The organism is Methyloceanibacter methanicus, from assembly GCF_001723285.1.
Lineage (GTDB): Bacteria > Pseudomonadota > Alphaproteobacteria > Rhizobiales > Methyloligellaceae > Methyloceanibacter > Methyloceanibacter methanicus.
The window spans coordinates 197,996-217,454 of the sequence record NZ_LPWG01000014.1 but is presented as its reverse complement, the minus strand read 5'-3'; the positions used below and the strand labels follow the sequence as shown (position 1 = coordinate 217,454).

General features: G+C 61.8%; 16 protein-coding genes and 1 pseudogene. 4 read left to right on the top strand and 13 right to left on the bottom strand.

Annotated features, from left to right (window positions below; translation table 11 throughout):
* Positions 1-20: 20 nt before the first annotated feature.
* The 10 genes from AUC68_RS14755 to AUC68_RS14715 all read right to left on the bottom strand — a co-directional run bounded on the left by AUC68_RS14755 (position 21) and on the right by AUC68_RS14715 (position 14,249).
* Positions 21-1,136, bottom strand: coding sequence for an ABC transporter substrate-binding protein (locus AUC68_RS14755; RefSeq protein ID WP_158008330.1), 1,116 nt, complete (start codon positions 1,134-1,136; stop codon positions 21-23).
* Positions 1,105-3,045 carry an ABC transporter substrate-binding protein gene (locus AUC68_RS14750; protein ID WP_069438350.1) on the bottom strand — a complete coding sequence of 647 codons (1,941 nt, stop codon included), beginning with the start codon at positions 3,043-3,045 and terminating at the stop codon, positions 1,105-1,107. Before AUC68_RS14750 ends, AUC68_RS14755 begins: the two co-directional genes overlap by 32 nt.
* A gap of 287 nt (positions 3,046-3,332) precedes the next feature.
* A complete protein-coding gene (locus tag AUC68_RS14745) occupies positions 3,333-3,860 on the bottom strand; it encodes a c-type cytochrome (protein WP_244500552.1) in 528 nt (175 codons plus the stop codon).
* A 510-nt stretch (positions 3,861-4,370) separates the two neighbouring features.
* Complete coding sequence (locus AUC68_RS14740) at positions 4,371-5,213, bottom strand: hypothetical protein (RefSeq protein WP_141701312.1); 843 nt, start codon at positions 5,211-5,213, stop codon at positions 4,371-4,373.
* Entirely contained in the window at positions 5,210-6,766 is a 1,557-nt protein-coding gene (locus AUC68_RS14735; RefSeq protein WP_069438348.1) for an ankyrin repeat domain-containing protein, read from the bottom strand. Before AUC68_RS14735 ends, AUC68_RS14740 begins: the two co-directional genes overlap by 4 nt.
* On the bottom strand, positions 6,664-7,119 hold the full coding sequence (locus tag AUC68_RS16595) for a hypothetical protein (protein WP_141701311.1): 456 nt from the start codon (positions 7,117-7,119) through the stop codon (positions 6,664-6,666). Before AUC68_RS16595 ends, AUC68_RS14735 begins: the two co-directional genes overlap by 103 nt.
* 81 nt (positions 7,120-7,200) lie before the next feature.
* Complete coding sequence (locus AUC68_RS14730) at positions 7,201-9,090, bottom strand: PQQ-dependent dehydrogenase, methanol/ethanol family (protein WP_069438347.1); 1,890 nt, start codon at positions 9,088-9,090, stop codon at positions 7,201-7,203.
* Positions 9,091-9,804: 714 nt separating this feature from the next.
* Positions 9,805-11,694 carry a PQQ-dependent dehydrogenase, methanol/ethanol family gene (locus tag AUC68_RS14725; RefSeq protein ID WP_069438346.1) on the bottom strand — a complete coding sequence of 630 codons (1,890 nt, stop codon included), beginning with the start codon at positions 11,692-11,694 and terminating at the stop codon, positions 9,805-9,807.
* Positions 11,695-12,165: 471 nt separating this feature from the next.
* Positions 12,166-12,816: a response regulator transcription factor gene (locus AUC68_RS14720; protein WP_069438345.1), complete on the bottom strand. Its 651-nt coding sequence runs from the start codon at positions 12,814-12,816 to the stop codon at positions 12,166-12,168.
* The gene (locus tag AUC68_RS14715; RefSeq protein WP_069438344.1) at positions 12,813-14,249 is read right to left on the bottom strand and encodes an ATP-binding protein; all 1,437 of its coding nucleotides are present in this window, start codon (positions 14,247-14,249) and stop codon (positions 12,813-12,815) included. The genes AUC68_RS14720 and AUC68_RS14715 overlap by 4 nt, the downstream gene beginning before the upstream one ends.
* A gap of 573 nt (positions 14,250-14,822) precedes the next feature.
* Between AUC68_RS14715 and AUC68_RS14710 the strand changes: the two genes are divergently transcribed.
* The 3 genes from AUC68_RS14710 (at position 14,823) to AUC68_RS14700 (ending at position 16,342) form a co-directional block, all read left to right on the top strand.
* Complete coding sequence (locus AUC68_RS14710; protein ID WP_069438343.1) at positions 14,823-15,110, top strand: hypothetical protein; 288 nt, start codon at positions 14,823-14,825, stop codon at positions 15,108-15,110.
* A gap of 273 nt (positions 15,111-15,383) precedes the next feature.
* Positions 15,384-15,758 carry a hypothetical protein gene (locus AUC68_RS14705; RefSeq protein WP_141701310.1) on the top strand — a complete coding sequence of 125 codons (375 nt, stop codon included), beginning with the start codon at positions 15,384-15,386 and terminating at the stop codon, positions 15,756-15,758.
* 173 nt (positions 15,759-15,931) lie between these two features.
* Positions 15,932-16,342, top strand: a complete 411-nt coding sequence (locus AUC68_RS14700) for a hypothetical protein (RefSeq protein WP_069438341.1) — start codon at positions 15,932-15,934, stop codon at positions 16,340-16,342.
* A 167-nt stretch (positions 16,343-16,509) separates the two neighbouring features.
* Here the strand turns inward: AUC68_RS14700 and AUC68_RS14695 are convergent, their stop codons facing one another.
* Complete coding sequence (locus AUC68_RS14695; protein ID WP_141701309.1) at positions 16,510-17,334, bottom strand: universal stress protein; 825 nt, start codon at positions 17,332-17,334, stop codon at positions 16,510-16,512.
* A gap of 161 nt (positions 17,335-17,495) precedes the next feature.
* Between AUC68_RS14695 and AUC68_RS14690 the strand changes: the two genes are divergently transcribed.
* The gene (locus tag AUC68_RS14690; RefSeq protein ID WP_069438339.1) at positions 17,496-17,864 is read left to right on the top strand and encodes an HPF/RaiA family ribosome-associated protein; all 369 of its coding nucleotides are present in this window, start codon (positions 17,496-17,498) and stop codon (positions 17,862-17,864) included.
* 6 nt (positions 17,865-17,870) lie between these two features.
* Here AUC68_RS14690 and AUC68_RS17970 read toward each other — a convergent pair.
* A pseudogene (locus AUC68_RS17970) lies at positions 17,871-18,577 on the bottom strand (CHAD domain-containing protein).
* Complete coding sequence (locus AUC68_RS14680; protein WP_069438337.1) at positions 18,535-19,428, bottom strand: CYTH domain-containing protein; 894 nt, start codon at positions 19,426-19,428, stop codon at positions 18,535-18,537. The pseudogene AUC68_RS17970 and the gene AUC68_RS14680 overlap by 43 nt, the downstream one beginning before the upstream one ends.
* Positions 19,429-19,459 lie beyond the last annotated feature (31 nt).

Below are 19,459 nucleotides of genomic sequence, written 5' to 3'. Positions count from 1 at the left end.
GAGCGTCCCTTTACGTATGCTTATTTGAACTTGCATTTGGATTCAGGCTTATCAAAACCAAGCGTGTCGGTCACGTATTTTGGATGCAGGAAGCCCTCCTGCGGCGACGTCGAGACGGGAACACGCGGACCGCCACCAAGGATAATAGGCTGGCGAAGCTGGTGGTCCCAGTCCCGGAAGTTCATGGCTTGCCCCTTGTAGGCGGCGAGCTTGAAATCGTCCGAGAGCATATAGGCTTTCACTTCTTCCGGATCCACGCTCCCGGTGTTCTTCAGGGTGTCTGACAGGGAGCGGAAGGCGATCCACGCCAGATAGTCCCGCTCGACGGGGTTCCGGTTCGCCAGCTTGGGAAGCGCGTTCTGGAACCGCATCGCGCCATATTCGGTGTAGGACGGGTCCCAGGCAAGCGCCTGCAGGCCTTGCGTGCCGACGACGGGCCGCGGGCTATAGGTGCGGTAGGCCAGGTAGTCGCCGAAATCGTCGTCGCTGTTGACGACCCAGACGACGTCGTGCTCGGGCGCACGTTGGGTTTCCTCGGCCATTTGCTTCTGGATTTGCTGGTGGCCCGAGTCCAGGTTCCGGGCACCCGGGGGCAGGTTGTAGAGATGGTCCTCGACCACCTTGCCGCCGAACCGGCCCGCCGCCCGCTTCACCTGCTCAGCATAGTCCTGATCCTCCACGGTGTCGCGCCGGATCAGGAACCAGCGCGGCCATTTCTTCCAGATCATGTACTGGGCAATGGCGTCCGCGCGCTGGGCATAGTCGGGCGCGATATGGAAGACGTTCTGGCGGCACTCCTCCTGGCGCAGCTTCGTGGCGCTGGAGCGGATATTCATGAAGATGGCGTCCTCGGCCTCGGGCAGATCGGCCACGGCCAGCAGATCGTCGGGCTCGAGGTCGGTGAGGAAGAAGCGTTGACCGGCTGCCAGCGCCTCCTTGGCCTTCGCCACCACATCGCCGTCTTCGGGAACGACGCCCTCCTCCAGCTCGAAGGTATTGCCGAGGAAGGAGCCGGCCTTGTTGGCGTCCTTCTCGGCAAGACGGGCCCCTTGGATGCCTTTGTCCTCGATGACTGCTTCGGCATAGGAGAGCGGGAGCGGCTCTTCATATTTCTTGCCGAGGTAGAAGACGCGCATCAGCTTCTTCTCTTTGACACCCGGCATGGCCGCGGCCGGCGCAGCGCTCTTGGACTTGGGTTCCGGCGGCGTCTTGGCTTCCGCCGGCGCCTCCGCGTCTTCGGCGCCTGCCGGCAAAGATCCAATCGCTATCGATGAGAAAAGGAAGGCCGCGATCGCCATCCCAGAGCAGAGGGCACGCGGCGGCGGGGAAACACGTAAACTCAGTTTCATGTCTCGAACGTTTCCAAGTTTGGTTGTTGTTGTCAGAGGGCTTTTCGCGCCCTTCGGTCTCGGGCCGTCTCGCCCTCGACAATGCGCACCGCACGGACGGATCAATTGTCCACCCGCTTGGAGCATTGTTCCGCCAAGAGCGAAGGCTCAGTTCCCAAAATGGTACAGGGGCTTCGTCCGACCAATGCCAAGTGGTGGCAATCTTTGTTGCCACTGTTGCAGGACGCGGAAAGGCCGCCATTCCCAAGCGAGCAGCGCCGCTCAGGAACTTGGTCTTCGGTCCTTGGCGCGAGTGCTGCAAGATGGGCAGCCGCCATAGCGCCGGCGGGAACACGCCGCGCGCATCACCGGATCCCCTTAGCCGGAGATCGCGTTTAGAACTTGCACTTGGATTCGGGCTGATCGAAACCGAGCGTGTCGGTGATGTTGGTCGGGTGCAGGAAGCCTTCCTGCGGCGACGTCGTGACAGGCACGCGCGTGCGCCGCCAAGGATGACCGGTTGCCGCATCTGGTGATCCCATGGCCGGAAGCTCAGGGCCTGCCCCTTGAACGCTTCGAGCCGGAACTGATCGGAGAGCATGTAGTCCTTCACGCCCTTGGGATCGACCGTGCCCGACTTCATCGCCGCGTCGGCCAGCGACCGGAAACCCAGCCAGGCCGTGTAGTCGCGTTCCACCGGCGCGCGATTGGCAAGCTTCGGAATGGCGTTCTGAAAATGCATGCCGCCGGACTCCGTATAGGACTTGTCCCACGCGGTCGCCTGAAGCCCTTGGGTACCGACCACGGGTCGCGGCAACGTGGTGCGATACATCAGGTAGTCGCCGAAATCGTCGTCGCTGTTGATCGCCCAAACGACGTCATGCTCGGGCGCGCGTTCGGTCTCCTGCGCCATCTGCTGTTGAATTTGCTGGTGACCGGAATCGAGGTTCCGGGCGCCGGGCGGCAGATCGTACAGATGATCCTCCACGACCTTGCCGCCAAACCGCTTGGCGGAGCGCTCCACTTGCGCAACGTAATCCTGATCCTCCGGCGTATCGCGGCGCACGACGTACCATTTGGGCCACTTCTTCCAGATCAGATATTGGGCAATGGCGTCCGCGCGCATCGCGTAGTCGGGAATGATGTGGAAGACGTTCTGGCGGCACTCCTCCTGACGCAGCTTCGTGGCACTGGAGCGGATGTTCATGAAGAGCGCGTCCTTGGCCTCCGGCAGGTCGGCCACGGCCAAGAGATCGTCGGGCTCCAGGTCGGCGATAAAAAAGCGATCGCCCGCGGCCAGCCTCTCCTTGGCCTTGGCGACGACGTCCCCGTCCTCGGGCACGATGACCTCGTCCATCTCAAAGGCATAGCCGACGAAATTGCCGGCTTGATTGGCCTCTTTCAGCATGAGGCGCGCGCCTTGAATGCCTTTGTCGGTGATCTCCTTCTCCGCGTAGGAGAGCGGGAGCGGCTCGTCGTACTCCTTGCCGAGATAGACGATCCGCAACAACTTCTTATCGGCGGCGGGGGCGGCGGTCTTCTTGGTCGCGGCGGCAGGCTTTGCCGCCGGGGCCCTCGAAGACGGAGCGTCCGGGGCCGGTGTCTCCGCGGACGGCGTCTCGGCCGTCTCCTCCGCGGCAGCAGGCACCGGCGTGGCGACGCCAGCGAGCAAACACACACCGATCAAGGCTGGAAATTTCGAGCGCAACAGTTGCATCACTTTCCTTGGCGTTCCCAATCCAGCGCGGAGCATTCTCAAGCGCGCTCCGTCGCGTCTGACTCCTGTTCCGCGCCCGCTCACGTTCGGCAATCTGACCTGCCAAATGCGGCAGGACAATTGCCCGTGTGCTGACACGGAATTCCGACGCAGAGTATATGGATTTCGCCAACTGCCTTCCAGATGTTGGCAAAAACATTACCAAGGTTTCAGGATGCAGAAAGGCCGCCGTCCCGAGGGAGTGGCGGCCTTTCAATCTCGTCTTGGTGAAAGAGTTTTGAGCCTTGTTACTCGGCGGCGCCACCGGGCGTCTGCGCCGGGTTGGACACGTCCTTCATGGAGCTCGGATTCTTGGCGCGGATGAAGGCGATGACTCGCCACAGTTCGTCGGAGGTCTTGATGATGTTGCCGAACGGCGGCATCGGCCCCGTCACGATCTCTTTGCGGACGCGCGTGTAACCGTCCTTCTGCAGCTCGTCGGAGCCCAGCGCGATCAGGCGGAACAGCGTGTCGTCGTCAGCGCCATACACGAAGGTATCGTTCGTCAGGGGCGGGCACATGCCGCCGCCGCCGCCGCCGCCATGGCAGCCATTGCAGCTGTAGGAAAGGTATTTCTTGTGGCCGACCTCTTCCATGCCCGTCACGTCGTCATTGTAGGGGTTGTGCAGACCGCCAATCGGGGTCTTCTCAATGAGCTCCAGCGGCGGGGTCTTGTCGTCCTTGGCACAGCACTCTTCCGCCTTGGCGCCCAACGCGAACGCGCTCATGGCGCCCACGAAGGCAACTGTCAGTACTCCAGTGATAATCTTGCGCACGGTACGTCTTCCTTACCCTAGTTTCAGTTTTGGTTGAGCCTATCGAAATCAAAGTCCGGTCCGACCTTCCTCTGGCGTTGAGGTGCCATGCCTTCGCCTGAGGGCATGCCGAGCAACACTAACGCTTCGAAGGCGATTGAGTCAGAAAAAAGTCGGAAATTCGCCTGCTGGCAGAGGGCTTACGCGGCATTCGAGCATGCCAGAGGCTGCCCGGAGCGGGACGAAACGCCCTTGCCCCAACGGCCCCGTTCTGCCCAGCCGCGCCGCTTACGGCGCGGCCCGTTCGCTTCTTCGCCACGGTCGTAATGGCGTTGTCCTCCGCCGCCCCTTTCGGCGGGGCGCCATCTCTAGCTTAGGAACAATAGGAATTTGTTCTTTGCTTTTTTGGGCACTTTGGCCGTTTTGCAAACGTCATAGTCGAAATGACGGGAAGCGCAAGAGGCAGCGATGTGCGGCAAACCGCTGCGCCCCGGGGACGCCCCTGCCCTGCCGGCCTTGGGCGAAGGCTGCCTACTGGGTGATCTCGAAGTCCATGTCCTCGAACGTATAGCGCGGCACCTGGATCCAAACACCGTCTTCCTTCACGGGCACTTTGTGGATCTTCGCGTCGGTGACCGTCAGCCGGCCGGTCTTCTCGTCCACCCAAAAGTCGACGTCGTAGTACTCGTCCTTGCTGCCCGCGCGCCGGAAATCGGTGCACGCGAAATAGTGGCCGTCCTTCTTCAGATAACGGACCGGCTGGTGCATCTCGACGAACTCGAGCGGGATCGTCTCTCCGGTCTTCTCGTCGGTCAGCTCGAGTGCCCCGTCCTCGTTCTTGTTCTCGGCGATGTAATTGTGGATCGCGCTCATCACATGCCACGCCCGCACGACTTCCATGTCGCCTGGATGCTCCTGCACGGGCAACCACCACCAAGCCACGGGCAAACGCGTGACCATGATGTAACCGTCGCCATCGCGCTTGGGGCCCTTCTGGACGCGGATATCGATCAGATCGAGGCTGTCGCCGTCGCGCTGGGGCTTGAACCAGAAGTCGATCGCGTATTGTTTCTTCGGCTCGTCCTCGTCGTGGAAGATCGCGTTGGCGAACCAGCCATATCCCTTCATGCCGCGCACGACCCGCATCTTCTCGTAGACGAGGTTGAGGTCCTGGTTGAGCTTGGGATCGTGAAAGACGAACACCCCATCCTGCGAACGCTCCTTGATGACCTCTTCGGTCCGCGCGGTCACCGAGGCATCGTCGAAGTCCGGGTAGTCCGCCGCCGTTCCTGGACTGGCCGCACCTAAACAGAAGGCCACGGCGATTGCCGCGGCCCCCCATTTATTCAGTCCCTGTGCAACCCAGGTCATCATTGCTTCGCGGTCTCGCCGCTGCTGCTGCTGCCCGCCTGTTTGGGAACGCTCGCCCGCGACAAGGACAGGACCCGGATGGCCTGAGACGCTTCCTTGTTGTCGTTGAGATTGGCGACATCCTCCGCCGTCTGGCCTTGCGCGTTTTTCAGGCTCGGATCGGCGCCGGCATCCATCAGCAGGCCGATCATCGGCGCACTGTTGTTCGCGGCCGCGATCATCAGCGCGGTCATGCCGTTCGCCGCCTGCGCATCCACGTCCGCGCCGGCGTCCACCAAGGCCTTGGCAATGTCCGTCGGCCGGGCGCTGCCGGGCAGGAAGATCGACCCTTCCGCCGGGCCCGTTTGGGCCGCCACGATCATGAGCGGGGTCAGACCCTGGCTGCCAGAGGGCACGCTGACATCGGCGTTGCCGGCCATCAGCGCCTTCGCGGATTCATACTTCTTTTCCGCAAGGGCCAGAGCGAGTGGCCGGTAATCCTCCTGGCCAGGCTCCTCCACGTTCGCACCATGCTCGATCAGCGCCGTGATCGAGGGTACGTGATCGCGCATCAGCGCGGCCGCCAACGGGGTCAACCCGTTGCCGTCGGCCTTGCTGGGATCGGCGCCCAGTTCCACCAGAAGATCGATCGTCTCGTTCCGGCGCTGGCGGGCCGCGGCCGTCAGGGGCGTCCAGCCCTGGAGATCGGGCTTGTTGACGTCGGCACCCTTGGAGACCAGGAACTTGATCCGATCCTTGTCTCCGGACAGCAGGGCATTGCTCAATTCCTGATTCGGGTCGGCGCCCTCTTCGAGCCAGCCTTCAAGCTTCTCCTGGGTCACCACCTGATCGGGAGACGCCAGATCCGGGCGCGCTTCGAACTTCTGATCCGCGAGCTTGATGTAGCTGCCATGGGCCGGCAGATCGCCCGGGACATAGCACTTGCTGCACTGGACCAGCGGGACGCCAAATTCGTTCAGGATCGCCGCAATTTCCTCGGCGTGGTCGTCCATGGCCCATTCGAGCAGGTATTTGAGGAAGACGTCGGTCTTCCGCACGCCGAGGGACATTTCGAATTCCATCGGCACCGTATCGTCGTCCAGGTTGATCGGCACGATGTCGATCGGCTCGTTCTTCATCGTCTTGACCCAGCCCGCGAACGGCCCGAAGACCGAGGCGACGTCCACCTCGCCGTCCAGCATCTTCTGGATCACATACCAAGGCTGATTCTCCGGAACGAGATCGCCGTCATGGGTCTGAAGCTGCAGCTTCACGTTGTCGATGATGCCGCGCTTCGTGAGCGCCAGGCGCACGCCCGATGTCTGGAACACGCCGATGGTCAGATCCTTCAGCTTGGGATCGTCCAGGCCCGACAGCTTCAACCCTTCGTCGTTCCGGTACACCAAGACGTACGGGGTCTTGTAGATCGGCTCGGTCGTGAGGAGCCGCTCATAGGTCCTCGGAATGTCGAACATCACGTCGCAAAGGCGCTCGTCGAAGGTCGAGCGGGTGAGACCGCGTTCGATGAAGGGCTGCCAATGATATTTGATCTCGGCGCCGGTCGCGTCGGCCAGCAATTTGGCAATCTTGTTCTGGAAGCCTCTCTTTGAATGTTCGAGAGCGGCATGTTGCCGGGGTCGGCGCAGATATTGAGGGTCTTGAGCTTCTTACCCTTGTAGGCGGCCTTTGCGGCGGCACGAATCGCGATGTGCTCGCTCGGCGTAAGCTCCTCGTAGGTCTTGTTCAGATCGCGCCGGATCGGGGTCTTGTCGTCGGCATGGGCGGAAACAATGCCGATAGAGAGCGCTGCGACGGCAATCGTCGCGGTGATGGTGGAAAAACGGATTAACACGGGCAATCGCCTCAACTGGTAAGGCGGGCCGGTCTGCGGGAGGTTTTCCCGCCAGGCGTACCCGCCGTGGGGGTCCATATCGTCCCGAGATATATAAGGAAGAGGCGCCCGATGCCACAAGGGCATCGGGCGCCATTAATCTACACGTTTACGAGAGACTTACTCGTAAATGCGGAAGACGTTCAGCGTACCGCCCTGCGGGATATGCTGCAGGCCAGCGGCCTTGGTCATGGCGGTAGCACCGATGGCGCCGAACTTGTCGTTCAGGTCCAGACCAGCGGTGACCGGGAGGCCAATCCAGCCGCCGATGCCCGAATAGACACCAACGTACTGCTTGCCACCGACCTTGTACGTGACCGGGTTGCCGATGATGCCCGAACCCAGCTTGCGGCTCCACAGGACCTTACCGGAACTCCGGTCGACCGCGCGGAAGTCGCCACCAAGCGAGCCGTAGAACATCAGACCACCGTCGGTGACCATCGTACCACCCCAGTTCGGATACGGATCCGGGATCTCCCAAACGGTCTTGCCGCTCAGGACGTCGTACTTCTTGATCTTGCCGGTGGTGCCGGGCTTCTCAGGATACATGTACACGTTCGCGAACACGTAGACCGTGCCCTGGTTCGTGTGCGTGCGCTCCTGAGGCTCCAGCTCCATGCACCAGTTGTTGGTGGGCATGTAGAAGAGGTTCGGCTCCTTCGGATCGACCGAACCAGGCTGCTGGTCCTTGCCACCCATAGCAGACGGGCAGGCAGAGACGTTGCGGCCAACTTCGAGCGGCGAGTGGTCACGAACCTTGATCGGACGGCCGGTCTTCATGTCGACCTTCTCGGCCCAGTCCGTGGTGACGTACTTCGTGGCGCGGAGAAGCGTGCCGTCGGTACGGTCCATGACATAGGCAAAGCCGTTACGGTCAAAGTGAGTGAGGGCCTTCACCTTCTTACCGTCGATATCCATGTCGGTAAGGAAGTTCTCGTTGATGCCGTCATAGTCCCACTGGTCGAACGGAGTCATCTGATAAGCCCAGACAGCGTCGCCGTTTTCGATCTTGCGAGCGAAGATCGTCATCGACCACTTGTTGTCGAACTCACCAGTGTTGCACTCCTCATGGGTCTTATCGGGGCAACGATAAGAAGGGCTCCACAGGCCGGGGTTACCGGTCGAGTAGTAGACCAGCTTCAGCTCGGGGTCATAGGAATACCAACCCCAAGCAGCACCACCACCAATCTTGTAGTCCTCACCGGGGAAGGTCTTGATACCAAGATCCTCACCAGCCTGACCGAATTGGGGGTTGGCCTTGTTGGTCTCAGGCGTCAGGCACACGTCCTTGTCGGAACCCGTGCTGTGGCAAACCCAAGCCTCGGAACCGTCCGACAGATTGAAGGCGGCAACGCGGCCACGAGCGGCGAACTCATCACCACCAAAGCCCATGAACACCTTGTTGTCGGCGATCAACGGAGCGGGGGTAATGGTTTCACCCTTCTCAGGGTAAGCGTACTTGACGACCCAGACTTCCTTGCCGGTCTGGCCATCGAGGGCAATCACGAACCCGTCGAGCGTGCCATACACGAACTTGCCATCGGCATAGGAGCCGCCACGGTTGACGGTGTCGCAACAAGCGCGCGGCACAGCCGACTCGTCACGGTCGGTCTTCTTCACATACGACCAGACCTGCTTCGGATTGTCAGGATCCGAAAGATCGAGAGCCTGAACCACGTTACAGTTGGCCATGGACGGGCAACCCGAAACCATGAACAGCATGGTCTTGCCGCCGACGTCCTTGATCACAAGCGGCTGACCCTCGTGACCGCGAAGGGCGTTCGTGCCCTGGGCCCAAGACATCTGCAGCTTGTTCACATTGTCGGTCGTAATGTCAGAGAGCGTGCTGTGACGCGTCAAAGCAAAGTCACGACCAGGGGCAGGCCACTGGTCGGGATCAGCCATACGCTTCAGCTGCTCCTCGTCGGTATTCATAGCCGACGCCTGGCCAGCAAGACCCATCGTCACCGCGACGATGGTGCCAGTCAGGACACCATACTTGAGTTTCATATCTTTCTCCTCTCCCTAGCTACTCAGTTCACCAAAACGAACTCTGAGTAATTCTGTGTGCCTCGGTTCCCGCAGCCTTGAGCGGCGCTCAAGGTCTCCGAGCCCTTAGGCAAAATTCCAAGCTGTCATCGTGTTTGTGGAAATTGGAGGCTGCCAGAAAAACGCAGAAGCAAAAAACCGCCTCGCGCCCGCTCCTGGCTGCGGGTTCTCCGATGAACACAAGACGCGTTGACACCTCACGAGGAAATTGAGCCCGACGCTTTGTAAGTCACGTTGTATCCGTTCTTAACTGTGGAACTTCGCTTCTCACTCATTGCCGAGCAACATCCCCATAATTGCCAAATGTAATGCCATTGCAAGTGAAATGTGGCCTTGGCAACGAAATCTGCCAAATGGGTTTTTCATTTGTTGCGCTGCACCACAGCCCGGCGGCGAGGCACGGAGGCAGCGATTTCGGCGCCGGCCCGCGATCCGGGACCCGCAAGACCGGTGCACCCAAGCATGCCCCGCGCCGTTCTCCGACGACCATCTTGGCCTCAGGGCGCCCAGGATCTTCGGCAAGAGCCGATCTTCAGAAGAGCCGATCCGCGGCACGGGCTGGGCGCAGGCGCCCGGGCGCGGCCCTCCCCTCTCATTCTGAGGCCGTCCCGAAACGAAGAAGCGCCCGATGCCGCGTGGGCATCGAGCGCCATTCGTTTCAAGAGCCTGTCAGCGTCAGTCGTAGACGCGGAAGACGTTCAGTGTACCGCCCTGCGGGACATGCTGCAGGCCGGCGGCCTTGGTCATGGCCGTGGCACCGATGGCGCCGAACTTGTCGTTCAGGTCCAGACCAGCGGTGACCGGAAGACCGATCCACCCGCCGATGCCGGAGTACACGCCGACATACTGCTTGCCGCCGGTCTTCCAGGTGATCGGGTTGCCGATGATGCCCGACCCCAGCTTGCGGCTCCACAGGATCTTGCCGGAACTCCGATCGACCGCGCGGAAGTCGCCGCCAAGCGAACCGTAGAACATCAGACCACCGTCGGTGACCATCGTGCCGCTCCAGTTCGGAAACGGATCCGGAATCTCCCAGACCGTCTTACCCGTCAGGACGTCGTACTTCTTGATCTTGCCGGTGGTGCCGGGTTTCTCAGGATACATGTACACGTTCGCGAACACATAGACCGTGCCCTGGTTCGTGTGCGTGCGCTCCTGGGGTTCCAGTTCCATGCACCAGTTGTTTGTCGGCACATAGAAGAGGTTCGGCTCCTTCGGATCGACGGACGCGGGCTGCTGGTCCTTACCACCCATCGCGGACGGGCAGGCAGAGACGTTGCGGCCAACTTCGAGCGGCGAGTGGTCACGTACCTTGATCGGACGGCCGGTCTTCAGGTCGATCTTCTCGGCCCAATCCACGGTCACGTATTTCGTGGCGCGGAGAAGCGTGCCGTCGGCGGCATCCCACACATAAGCGAAGCCGTTGCGGTCGAAGTGGGAGAGCACCTTCCGCTTCTTACCGTCGACTTCCATCTCGGTGATGATGTTCTCGTTGATGCCGTCATAGTCCCACTGATCGAAAGGCGTGATCTGGTACACCCAGACGGCCTCACCGGTCTCGATCTTCCGAGCGAACATGCTAAGCGTCCACTTGTTGTCGAACGCGCCGGTGTTGCACTCTTCGTGGGTCTTGCCCGGGCAACGATATTGCGGGCTCCACAGACCGGGATTGGCGGTCGAATAGTAAACCAGTTTCGTGTCCGGATCGTAGGAGTACCAGCCCCACGCCGTGCCGCCGCCGATCTTCCAGTCCTCGCCGGGGAAGGTCTTGATACCAAGATCCTCGCCAGCCTGACCGTAATGCGGATTGGCCTTGTTGGTGTCCGGCGTCAGGCACACGTCCTTGTCGGAACCCGTCGTATGGCACACCCAAGCCTCGGAACCGTCCGACAGATTGAAGGCGCCGACACGGCCGCGCGCGGCGAACTCACTGCCGCCGAAGCCGATGAACACCTTGTTGTCGGCGATCAAGGGCGCCGGCGTGATGGTCTCGCCCTTCTCGGGATAGGCCCATTTCACGACCCAGACTTCCTTGCCGGTCTGAGCATCGAGGGCAATGAGGAAGCCATCGAGCGTGCCGAACACGAACTTGCCGTCGGCATAGGAGCCGCCGCGGTTGACGGTGTCGCAGCAAGCGCGCGGCACGGCCGACTCGTCACGATCGGTCTTCTTCACATAGGACCAAACCTGCTTCGGATTGTCGGAGTCCGTCAGATCCAGACCCTGAACCACGTTACAGTTGGCCATGGACGGACAACCCGAAATCATGAACAGCATGGTCTTGCCGCCCACGTCCTTGATCACGAGCGGCTGGCCTTCGTGACCGCGAAGGGCATTGGAGCCCTGCATCCAGGCCATCTGCAGCTTGTTGATATTGTCGGTGTTGATGTCCGAAAGAGCGCTGTGACGCGTCAGCGAAAAATCACGACCAGGGGCGGGCCACTGATCGGGATCGGCCATGCGCTTCAGTTGCTCTTCGTCGGTATTCATAGCCGACGCCTGACCTGCAAGGCCCATCGTCACCGCGACGATCGTGCCGGTCAGGACACCAAACTTGAATTTCATGTCTTTCTCCTCTCCCTAGCTACTCGGCTCGAAGAGAATTCGTCTCGAAGAGACTCTTCTCGAAGAGACCAAGCATTCGATAGCCCGAGAAACACTTGCGTGAACTGGATGTCATTCAAGCAATCGTCGTGCCTTCCCCGGCCCCAAATTCGGAATGCCGGCTTGAAGGACTTGGGAGGATCGAAACGGGCGGAGCGGCGCTTGGCCGGCTACCCATTCACGATATCTCTCATGTCATCTCGCGCATTCGCGACTTCCAAGTTAGCGCAGAATGCCGGGACCACTTTCGCCATAGTGATTGGAAGATTGCAGCGCACAGGTTGCCAATTTGCACCTGCAACTTTGCAAATCAGTCTGCGGGAGATGACACACTATTCCGCGCGTCTGCCGTTTGCTGGAACGAACATTGGCATACGACTCATCGGCACGGTGCGAAGACGCACATGGCGGAATGGGAGACGTAGGACGTGCTTAGCGCTGCATCTTTCCGTTAGCCGCCGGAAGATGCTGAATGGCGATGCGCATCAGCTCGGGCAGCGTCCGCACGCCGAGTTTTGCTTTCAGCTGCGTACAGGTGTTCGCCACGGTCTTGTAGCTCACATGCAAATGCTCGGCGATGACGCCGTAGGGCTTGCCTTCCGCGACAAGCGCGAGCGTCTGCAACTCGCGGACGGTCATGCGGCGCAGAGGATTCGTCGTGCCGCGCGCCTCCATGAAGGCGACCTCCGAGGCGAGGTCGTGGCTGAGATAGGGACGATTCTCACGCACGCGCTGAAACGCGGTCTGCACCTCCTCGGGCGGCGTGTCCTTGAGGACGTAGCCCGTGGCCCCGACTTCGAGGGCACGCGAAACGATCACGGGATCGGAGTGCATGGTGAAGACCAAGATCGGCGTGTTCTGATCGTGCAACCGCAATCGCCGGATGAAGGACAAGCCTCCGAGCGAGCCGCTATGCATGGCAAGATCGACGATGATTGCGTCCGGCTTCTGGGTGCGGTAGGCGCGAAAGCCGTCCGCCAGGCTCTGCGCCTGATGAACGTGTTTCACGCCGACATCCTCCAGCAATTGCTGGGTTCCTTGCAGAACGATCGGATGATCGTCGATGACAAGCACTCTAGTCATGTTAGCTCCCTGACCGATTGAGGCGCCTGCGCGCGCGCGGTCGTTTGTTTTCTTGTCTGCTTGATTGGAATTTCGACCCTGACGGTCGTGCCCTTGAACGGTACGCTCTCGATGGTGCACTCACCGCCGACCGACCGCACGCGCTCCGTCATGGTTGTGAGCCCGAAGCCCTTGGAGACCTTTGGCATACCTTTTCCGTCGTCCGAGACCGTCAGCCAAACTTCCTTATGGTCGCCACCACGTCCATTTGCCCGGTGCCGCTGGTCGAGGTCCACGTAGACGTTCTCCGCGTGACCGTGGCGAATCGCATTGGTGATCGCTTCCTGGATACAGCGGTAGACCGCAAGGTCGACCGGCTCCCCGTAGGACTTCTCGATTGACCGCACGGTTGTGTGAACCTGCGTATCGGGGTGCCGGCCCTGGAGGCCTGCGGTGAGCTCGACGATGAGATCGGCCAGTTTGACCTGGCCGAGCGGACCCGGGCGCAGCTTCTTCAGAAGCGCCCGATTCATGGCTTTCAGGCGCTCGGCGATCGACAGAATTTCACCGGCGCGGTTGGCAATTCTCGCGGCACGCTCGCCCGACAACTGGCCGGCCGTGGTCTGGATCGACGAGGCATTCGCGGCGATGCCAAAAAGGCAAGGCCCCGCCTCGTCGTGAAGCTCGTTGGCGATCTCGCGGCGCTCGGCTTCCTGAACGTTGATGAGCTGGCGGTAAAGATCCTCGTTCTCTTTTCGGGTCACGTCGAGCGCACTCGCGAGCGTGTTGAACCGATCCGTGATGACGGCCAGTTCCTTGACCTTCGAACCCGGAACCCGGGCTCCGTACTCGCCACCTTCGAGCTGATGCATGCCTCTGGACAAGCTCGCTATCGGATTGAGGATACGCCCGAGGACAATATAGAGCACCACGAGCACGATCGTGTTGATTGCGATCCAGATCACGGCGAGCGACAGGAAGTCCTGCCAGGCCTCGGTGATTTCGTCCGACGGTTCCCCGAGAATGATGACGGGATGCGACCCGTCGGGCAGCAGCCGTACCTTCCGCTGTGCCACCTCGGGATGGACGAGCGACACGAACCATTCGGGGGCGTGCGATGGGTTGACCCCGCCGGCCTCCCCTTTGGGCGAAATGATCGCCAACTGGCCAGAATTGCTCATGAACATGATCCGGACGTGGCGCAAGTGCCGCAACAACGGCGGCAACTCATCGTCGAGAGTGTCGAGTTTGCCTTGCGCGGCAAGGTCCCTGAGCGTCACGTCGACGAAACGCTCGGCCACTTCGAGCGAAGCATCCATTTCAACCTTAGTCGCCGTACGGGTGTTGTAAATCGCCACGGCGCCCGCGATCAGGGCCGCAATAAGATTGATTGTCGCCACGACAACAATGAGTTGCGTGCGAACGGGCTGATCGTACCAGAGCTTCTGCAGCACTCTCAGAACGTCTCCAAAGCGAACGGACCTTGCAGGCAGGCAATGAACCTGGGTCGCTTGTCATCGGGCACGCCTGCACTCATCGGCCACGTCTATGCAAACATATGCCGGACATCGCGCTCTACCGCGGGCGCATTGCGTAAGGCATTGGGATTCCACGGTTAGGCCAAACGCAGTCCACGCCCGAAGTCGCCAAATAGCAATGCCAATCGTGGTAATAGCATTACCGAATTATCCCGGCAAAGACCGGGAAAAACGATGTCGGAGGCGCGGTTTGTCCGGTTCGGTGGCGCTTCAGACCTACCCCGGCGTCCCAGCGGCGTCCTTGCAGTTCCCTCAAGGCTTCCCTTGGGGCGATTCCGAATTTCCCGGAATTTCAGGGAACTCTCGCAAAGGCCAATCGTTGTCCACGCGCAAGGCGAACCGGGCCGTTAACGTCTCTTAATGAATCCGACGCCATCGTCCGGGTGGTCGAGGCGCCTATGACGCCACGACAACGATAACAATGCAGAATTTTCAACCGGGCCGCAGGGCCTGTGAGGTCCTGAGCCTATCTAGAGAGGAGTACGACCAATGACGCTCGTGAAACTGACGTGCTCGGCGATTGCTCTGACCTTCGGACTTGGCCTCGCCGCTGCCCATGCCGACGACAAGATGGATGCAGACGCCTGCAAGCGGGCCTGGAGCATGGCTTCCCCGGACGGAGAAACGCTCTCGAAGGACAAGGCCACCGACTATGTGCTGAACTTCACGATGGTCGACAGCAACAAGGACGCCATGATCGATGCCGACGAGTTCAGCGCGGCTTGTGCGAAGGGCGAGGTCAAGGCCGACGCCGCTACCGTCAAGGACATGAACTAGCCGTACGGCACCCCTGAGCCCCAAGACATGATGGGAGCGGGTCCAGGACCCGCTCCCTTTTTTTGCGGCGTACGCCAGGCGCTCGGAACCCAAGCGCCATTTCGCCGTTTTCTCGGCGTAGGTCCCGCGACAATTCCGCCGGAACACAGTGTGACGCGTTGACGTCGCAAGCGGCCCCGGCGGAAAGAGCGTCTCCGGTTCCCCTATGGAGCCGGGTGGAACCAGACGGCAGAACTGGCCCCTGATGGCCTGCCACAACAGGAGCGAAAACCAATGACTCGTATGAAAATCACCAGCGCGGCGGCGACCCTGATGCTCGTCTTGGGCGTTACCGCCGCACAGGCCGGCGACGTGAAGGAAGGCGCTGAGGAAATAACCGACGGCGCGGCGCAAGGCACGGTCGGCGCGGCCAAGGGTGCCGGCGAAGGCGCCGTGGATGCGGGCAAGAGCGCCGTCGAGGGTGTCGGCGGCATGGCCAAGGGCGCCGCGGAAATCCCCTCGGCTCCGGTCAAGGGTGCCGGCGACATGGGTAAGAGCGCCGTGAAAGGCACGGTCGGCGTTGCCAAGGGCGTTGGCGAAGGCGCGGTCAAGGCCGGCAAGAACGTGGTTGGAGGCGCGCCGATATCGTCGGTGGTGCCGCAAAGGTGACCAAGGGTGCCGTCGAAGGCGTGGTCGGCGGCAACTAGCGCGCCGATTCACCTTGCAAAGCGCAACCGGGGTGTGTGATGCCATCGGGCACACACACACCCTACAGGTGCGACTGAACGGGATTGTCAGCCCTAATGGCACAACGGGACCTCACAACAGGGAGACGAAAACAAATGAATATTGCCAAGAACGCCTGCATCGTGCTGGCTTTGACGATCGGGTTGGGGCTCGGCACGGCGCACGCCGAGGAGAGCTGGTTCGACAGCATCAAGGGTGCCCTGGGCCTCGGCGACGATGCAGCCGATGACGCCGGCAAAGCCGCCGGCGAGGCCACGGACGCGGCTGGAGACGTGACGGAAGAGGCCGTCGAAGGCGCGACGAGCGCTGCCGAGAGTGCCGTCGAAGGCGCCGCCGACATGGCCAAGGAGGCAGGCCGTGGCGCCGTCGACATGGGCAAGGAAATGACCAAGGACGCCACGGGCATGGGCGACGCGGCCGGCGGCATATCGAAGCGCTGGTCGAAGGCGCGGCCGGCATGGCGAAGGAAGGTTCCGACGCCGCAGTGGACATGGGCAAGGACATGACCAAGGACGCCATGGGCATGGGCGAGGACGGCCAGTAGACGGCCCTCCCCTTCTCGGTCTTAAGAAGACTTGATCTTAAGAAGACTTGGGGTGCGCGATGCCGAAGGGCGCGCGCGCCCTTTTTCGTGCCCGGTGGGCGGCTGGATGCGCCCAAGTGGCTCATCAGGCTAGTGGCTCATCAGGACGGCCACGTCGGTGTGCCGGAGGACGTGGTCCGTGGCGCCGCCGAAGATCCATTCGTGCCAGCGCCAGCGGCCGTAGCCGCCCATGACGAGCAGCACACCGGAACCGGCTTCCTCGAGAATCGCATCGCCGACCTCCCGGTCGCCGAGCTCGACGGATTTCAACTCGACCGGAAGGCAGGCCGCGGTCAGATAGTTGGCCATCGCCACGGCCGTCTCGTCCTCGGGTTCGCCTTCCTCGATGAGACTGATCAGACGGACGCGCCGCGCGCCATCGAGAAACGGGCCAGCGGCCGCGACCGCGCGCGCCGACTCGACCGAGTCCTTCCAGGCAATGACGACGGTCTCCCCGACATGACCGCTCGCCTCGTCGGGAACGAACAGCACCGGCCGGCCCGATGAGAACAGCGCGGCATCCCGCGCCTTCGTCGAACATCTCGTCGTCCGCCGCGGTGACGGTCGGCAGCACGCAATCCGCGGTCTTGGCCCGTTGGGCCACGGCGGGCCCGACCAGGCCTCGACGGTGAGCAATTGCGACTCCACCTCGCCCCAATTGGCCGAGGCCTTCTCGAACCAGGCGATGGCCTCTTTTTCCTCGTACGCGACCTGTTTTCGAGAGACGTCCAGATAGGCCTCGAAATAAATCGGGCTGAGCTCCGTCGCGTAAGGCAACCGCTGGGAGGGCGGAGGACAGGGATGCAGAACTTCGAGTTCGGCTTCGAAGCGCCGGGCGAGGCCGAAAGCCACGTCCGCACAGGCCGAAGTCGTCCCTTTTGCGTTGATGGGAAGCAGTACTCTTGTCGGTTTCATGAAACGCCTCCCAGAACCTGTCTCGTCCGTCCTTCAGGCTCTCTTATGGCCCGCCGGGGCGCCTTGACGCAACGCAAAGAAGGCACTCGCCTTTTCTCCACATTTTGGCGCAGAATAACGGACGCTGTTTGCGAAATTGAGACGCAGTTAGGAGGCACTTTATGGACTTTCCCTTGGATATCAGCTTCCGCAACATGGATCCGTCCCCTGCAGTCGAGACTCGAATCCGTGAGAAAGCGGCCAAACTCGGCCGACTCTACAACCGCATCATCGGTTGCAGCGTTGTCGTCGAAGCGCCGCACAGGCACCAACACAAGGGCAAGCTCTATAGCGTTCACATCGACCTCAGCGTTCCCGGCAAGGACCTGGTCGTGGACCGGGCCAAGCCGCTCGACCACGCGCATGAGGACGTCTATGTCGCCGTGCGGGATGCGTTCAACGCTGCCGGACGGCGACTGGAAGACCACGCGCGGCGCATGCGCGGGGACGTGAAGAACCACAACGCGACCACCCCGCCACCGGCGGAATAACGGCGGCTACGCCCTCCAAAACGGTCCGACTTTGGCGAAGCGCGCATAGGCGTTCCTCGCCGTCTTCATCAGCGACTTCTCTTCGGTCGGGCCGACCTTCGGCATGGGCAGCGTCGCCGGGTCGGGACCGTCCTCGCCGAGATCGAAAAGGGTCTGCCGGTTGGCGATATCGTTCAGCATGCCAAGCGAATCCTGAAGCTCCTCGAGCGCCGCGAGCGATTTCTGGCACCGCTTGGCGCTCCGCTTTCCCGGAAACGTCGCGCCGAAAAACTCGCTTCCGTAGCGCATACGCTTTGCAAGAATGCGCAGCCGGTGGCGTTTGGGCACGCTGAGCTTATGGAGGTCCTTCCCGTTCTTCACGACACTGCGGCGCAGTTGCGAAAGTTTCGCCGACGCGTAGCCCTCGACAGGCGCCCGGGCCAGGCGATTGCCGTCCTCCGTCCAATCGCCGAACTCGATCCAGGCGCCGACGTCCAGCAACGCGAGGCGGAAGCGCGCCGAGCCCGTCGCCGCAACGGCGGCCTTGTACGCCTCCTCCCGGGCGCGCGAACGCGTCCCTCGACGGCCTTCCAGCCCGGATCGTCCGGATAGTCCGCGCGATGGGGCTCGACGATGTCCGAGATGAACACGTCGAGATCGCGGGCGGGTCCGAGCTGACCGGCGATCCATTTCAACTCCGTGGCGACTTGCGCCCGGTGGGGACCGTCGACCACGTCACCAAAGAGCGTGACCGCCGCCCGCAAGCGCCGGAGCCGACGCGCATCTGATGCAGCGACTCGGCACGGCCGGCGCGCGTACCCGGCAGGTTCACCAGCACCTGGCGCAGGCAGTTGCGCGCGGCGATGCGGAAAGCGTCCGCACAGGTCTCGTCCGGCGCGATTTCAACAGGCAGGGCCTTTTCGAACTCGGGCTCGCCGCCGTCGAGCAGATCGAACCCGCGCTCCGCCTTGGTCTTCACGCTCAGGGTCAACGGCACGGTTTCGGCCAAACGCTTCGCCAGCGAAAACAACGCGGCGCTTTTCCCGGATTTGAGCTCCAGCTCGAGCTCGCAGACCCGGGTGCTCTTGTCCCCCGCGACGATGTCGCCTTGATCGACGGCGACCTCGACCAAGGTCCCGTCGTCGTCGATGAGGTAAGTTTGCCGCGCGAACCGGGTTTCGAACCGTGGCCCGAGCGCCGCCCGTACCGCATCGCTTAGAAGTGGTGCGAGCGCGGTCCCTTCCGCCCTGGATAGATCGAAGGCATCCGACGGCAGTTTGCATTCCCACTCGCGCCGCTCCAGAAACTCGCTCTCGGCGCGCGCGGTCTTGATCGTCTGGACAAAGCCCGCGCCGGTGTTGCGCACGCGCAGGAATACGCCCGCTTTGCGCAAAACATCGTCCGGCGTGTCGTAATAGATGGAGATGAGCGCGCGCTCCTTCCTTTCGAGGACGCGCGGACCCACAGCGGTGTCGCTGCCCGCCTCGAAGAGAGGATGCGCACACAAGGCCGCGGCCTGCTCGGGGTCGAAGACGAGCTTGAGCTCGATCTCCTTGGCCTCACTCTCCGGTGCCTCTGCGGACACGGTCTCCTCCCAACACGATCTGGCGGCACGC

Excerpts from the sequence above, each read along its gene's own strand:
- AUC68_RS14755 (WP_158008330.1), bottom strand. The coding sequence starts at position 1,136 with ATGCGCGTCTTCTACCTCGGCAAGAAATATGAAGAGCCGCTCCCGCTC.
- AUC68_RS14750 (WP_069438350.1), bottom strand. The coding sequence starts at position 3,045 with ATGCAACTGTTGCGCTCGAAATTTCCAGCCTTGATCGGTGTGTGTTTG.
- AUC68_RS14740 (WP_141701312.1), bottom strand. The coding sequence starts at position 5,213 with ATGATGACCTGGGTTGCACAGGGACTGAATAAATGGGGGGCCGCGGCA.
- AUC68_RS16595 (WP_141701311.1), bottom strand. The coding sequence starts at position 7,119 with ATGGACCCCCACGGCGGGTACGCCTGGCGGGAAAACCTCCCGCAGACC.
- AUC68_RS14730 (WP_069438347.1), bottom strand. The coding sequence starts at position 9,090 with ATGAAACTCAAGTATGGTGTCCTGACTGGCACCATCGTCGCGGTGACG.
- AUC68_RS14725 (WP_069438346.1), bottom strand. The coding sequence starts at position 11,694 with ATGAAATTCAAGTTTGGTGTCCTGACCGGCACGATCGTCGCGGTGACG.
- AUC68_RS14720 (WP_069438345.1), bottom strand. The coding sequence starts at position 12,816 with ATGACTAGAGTGCTTGTCATCGACGATCATCCGATCGTTCTGCAAGGA.
- AUC68_RS14710 (WP_069438343.1), top strand. The coding sequence starts at position 14,823 with ATGACGCTCGTGAAACTGACGTGCTCGGCGATTGCTCTGACCTTCGGA.
- AUC68_RS14705 (WP_141701310.1), top strand. The coding sequence starts at position 15,384 with ATGACTCGTATGAAAATCACCAGCGCGGCGGCGACCCTGATGCTCGTC.
- AUC68_RS14700 (WP_069438341.1), top strand. The coding sequence starts at position 15,932 with ATGAATATTGCCAAGAACGCCTGCATCGTGCTGGCTTTGACGATCGGG.
- AUC68_RS14695 (WP_141701309.1), bottom strand. The coding sequence starts at position 17,334 with ATGAAACCGACAAGAGTACTGCTTCCCATCAACGCAAAAGGGACGACT.
- AUC68_RS14690 (WP_069438339.1), top strand. The coding sequence starts at position 17,496 with ATGGACTTTCCCTTGGATATCAGCTTCCGCAACATGGATCCGTCCCCT.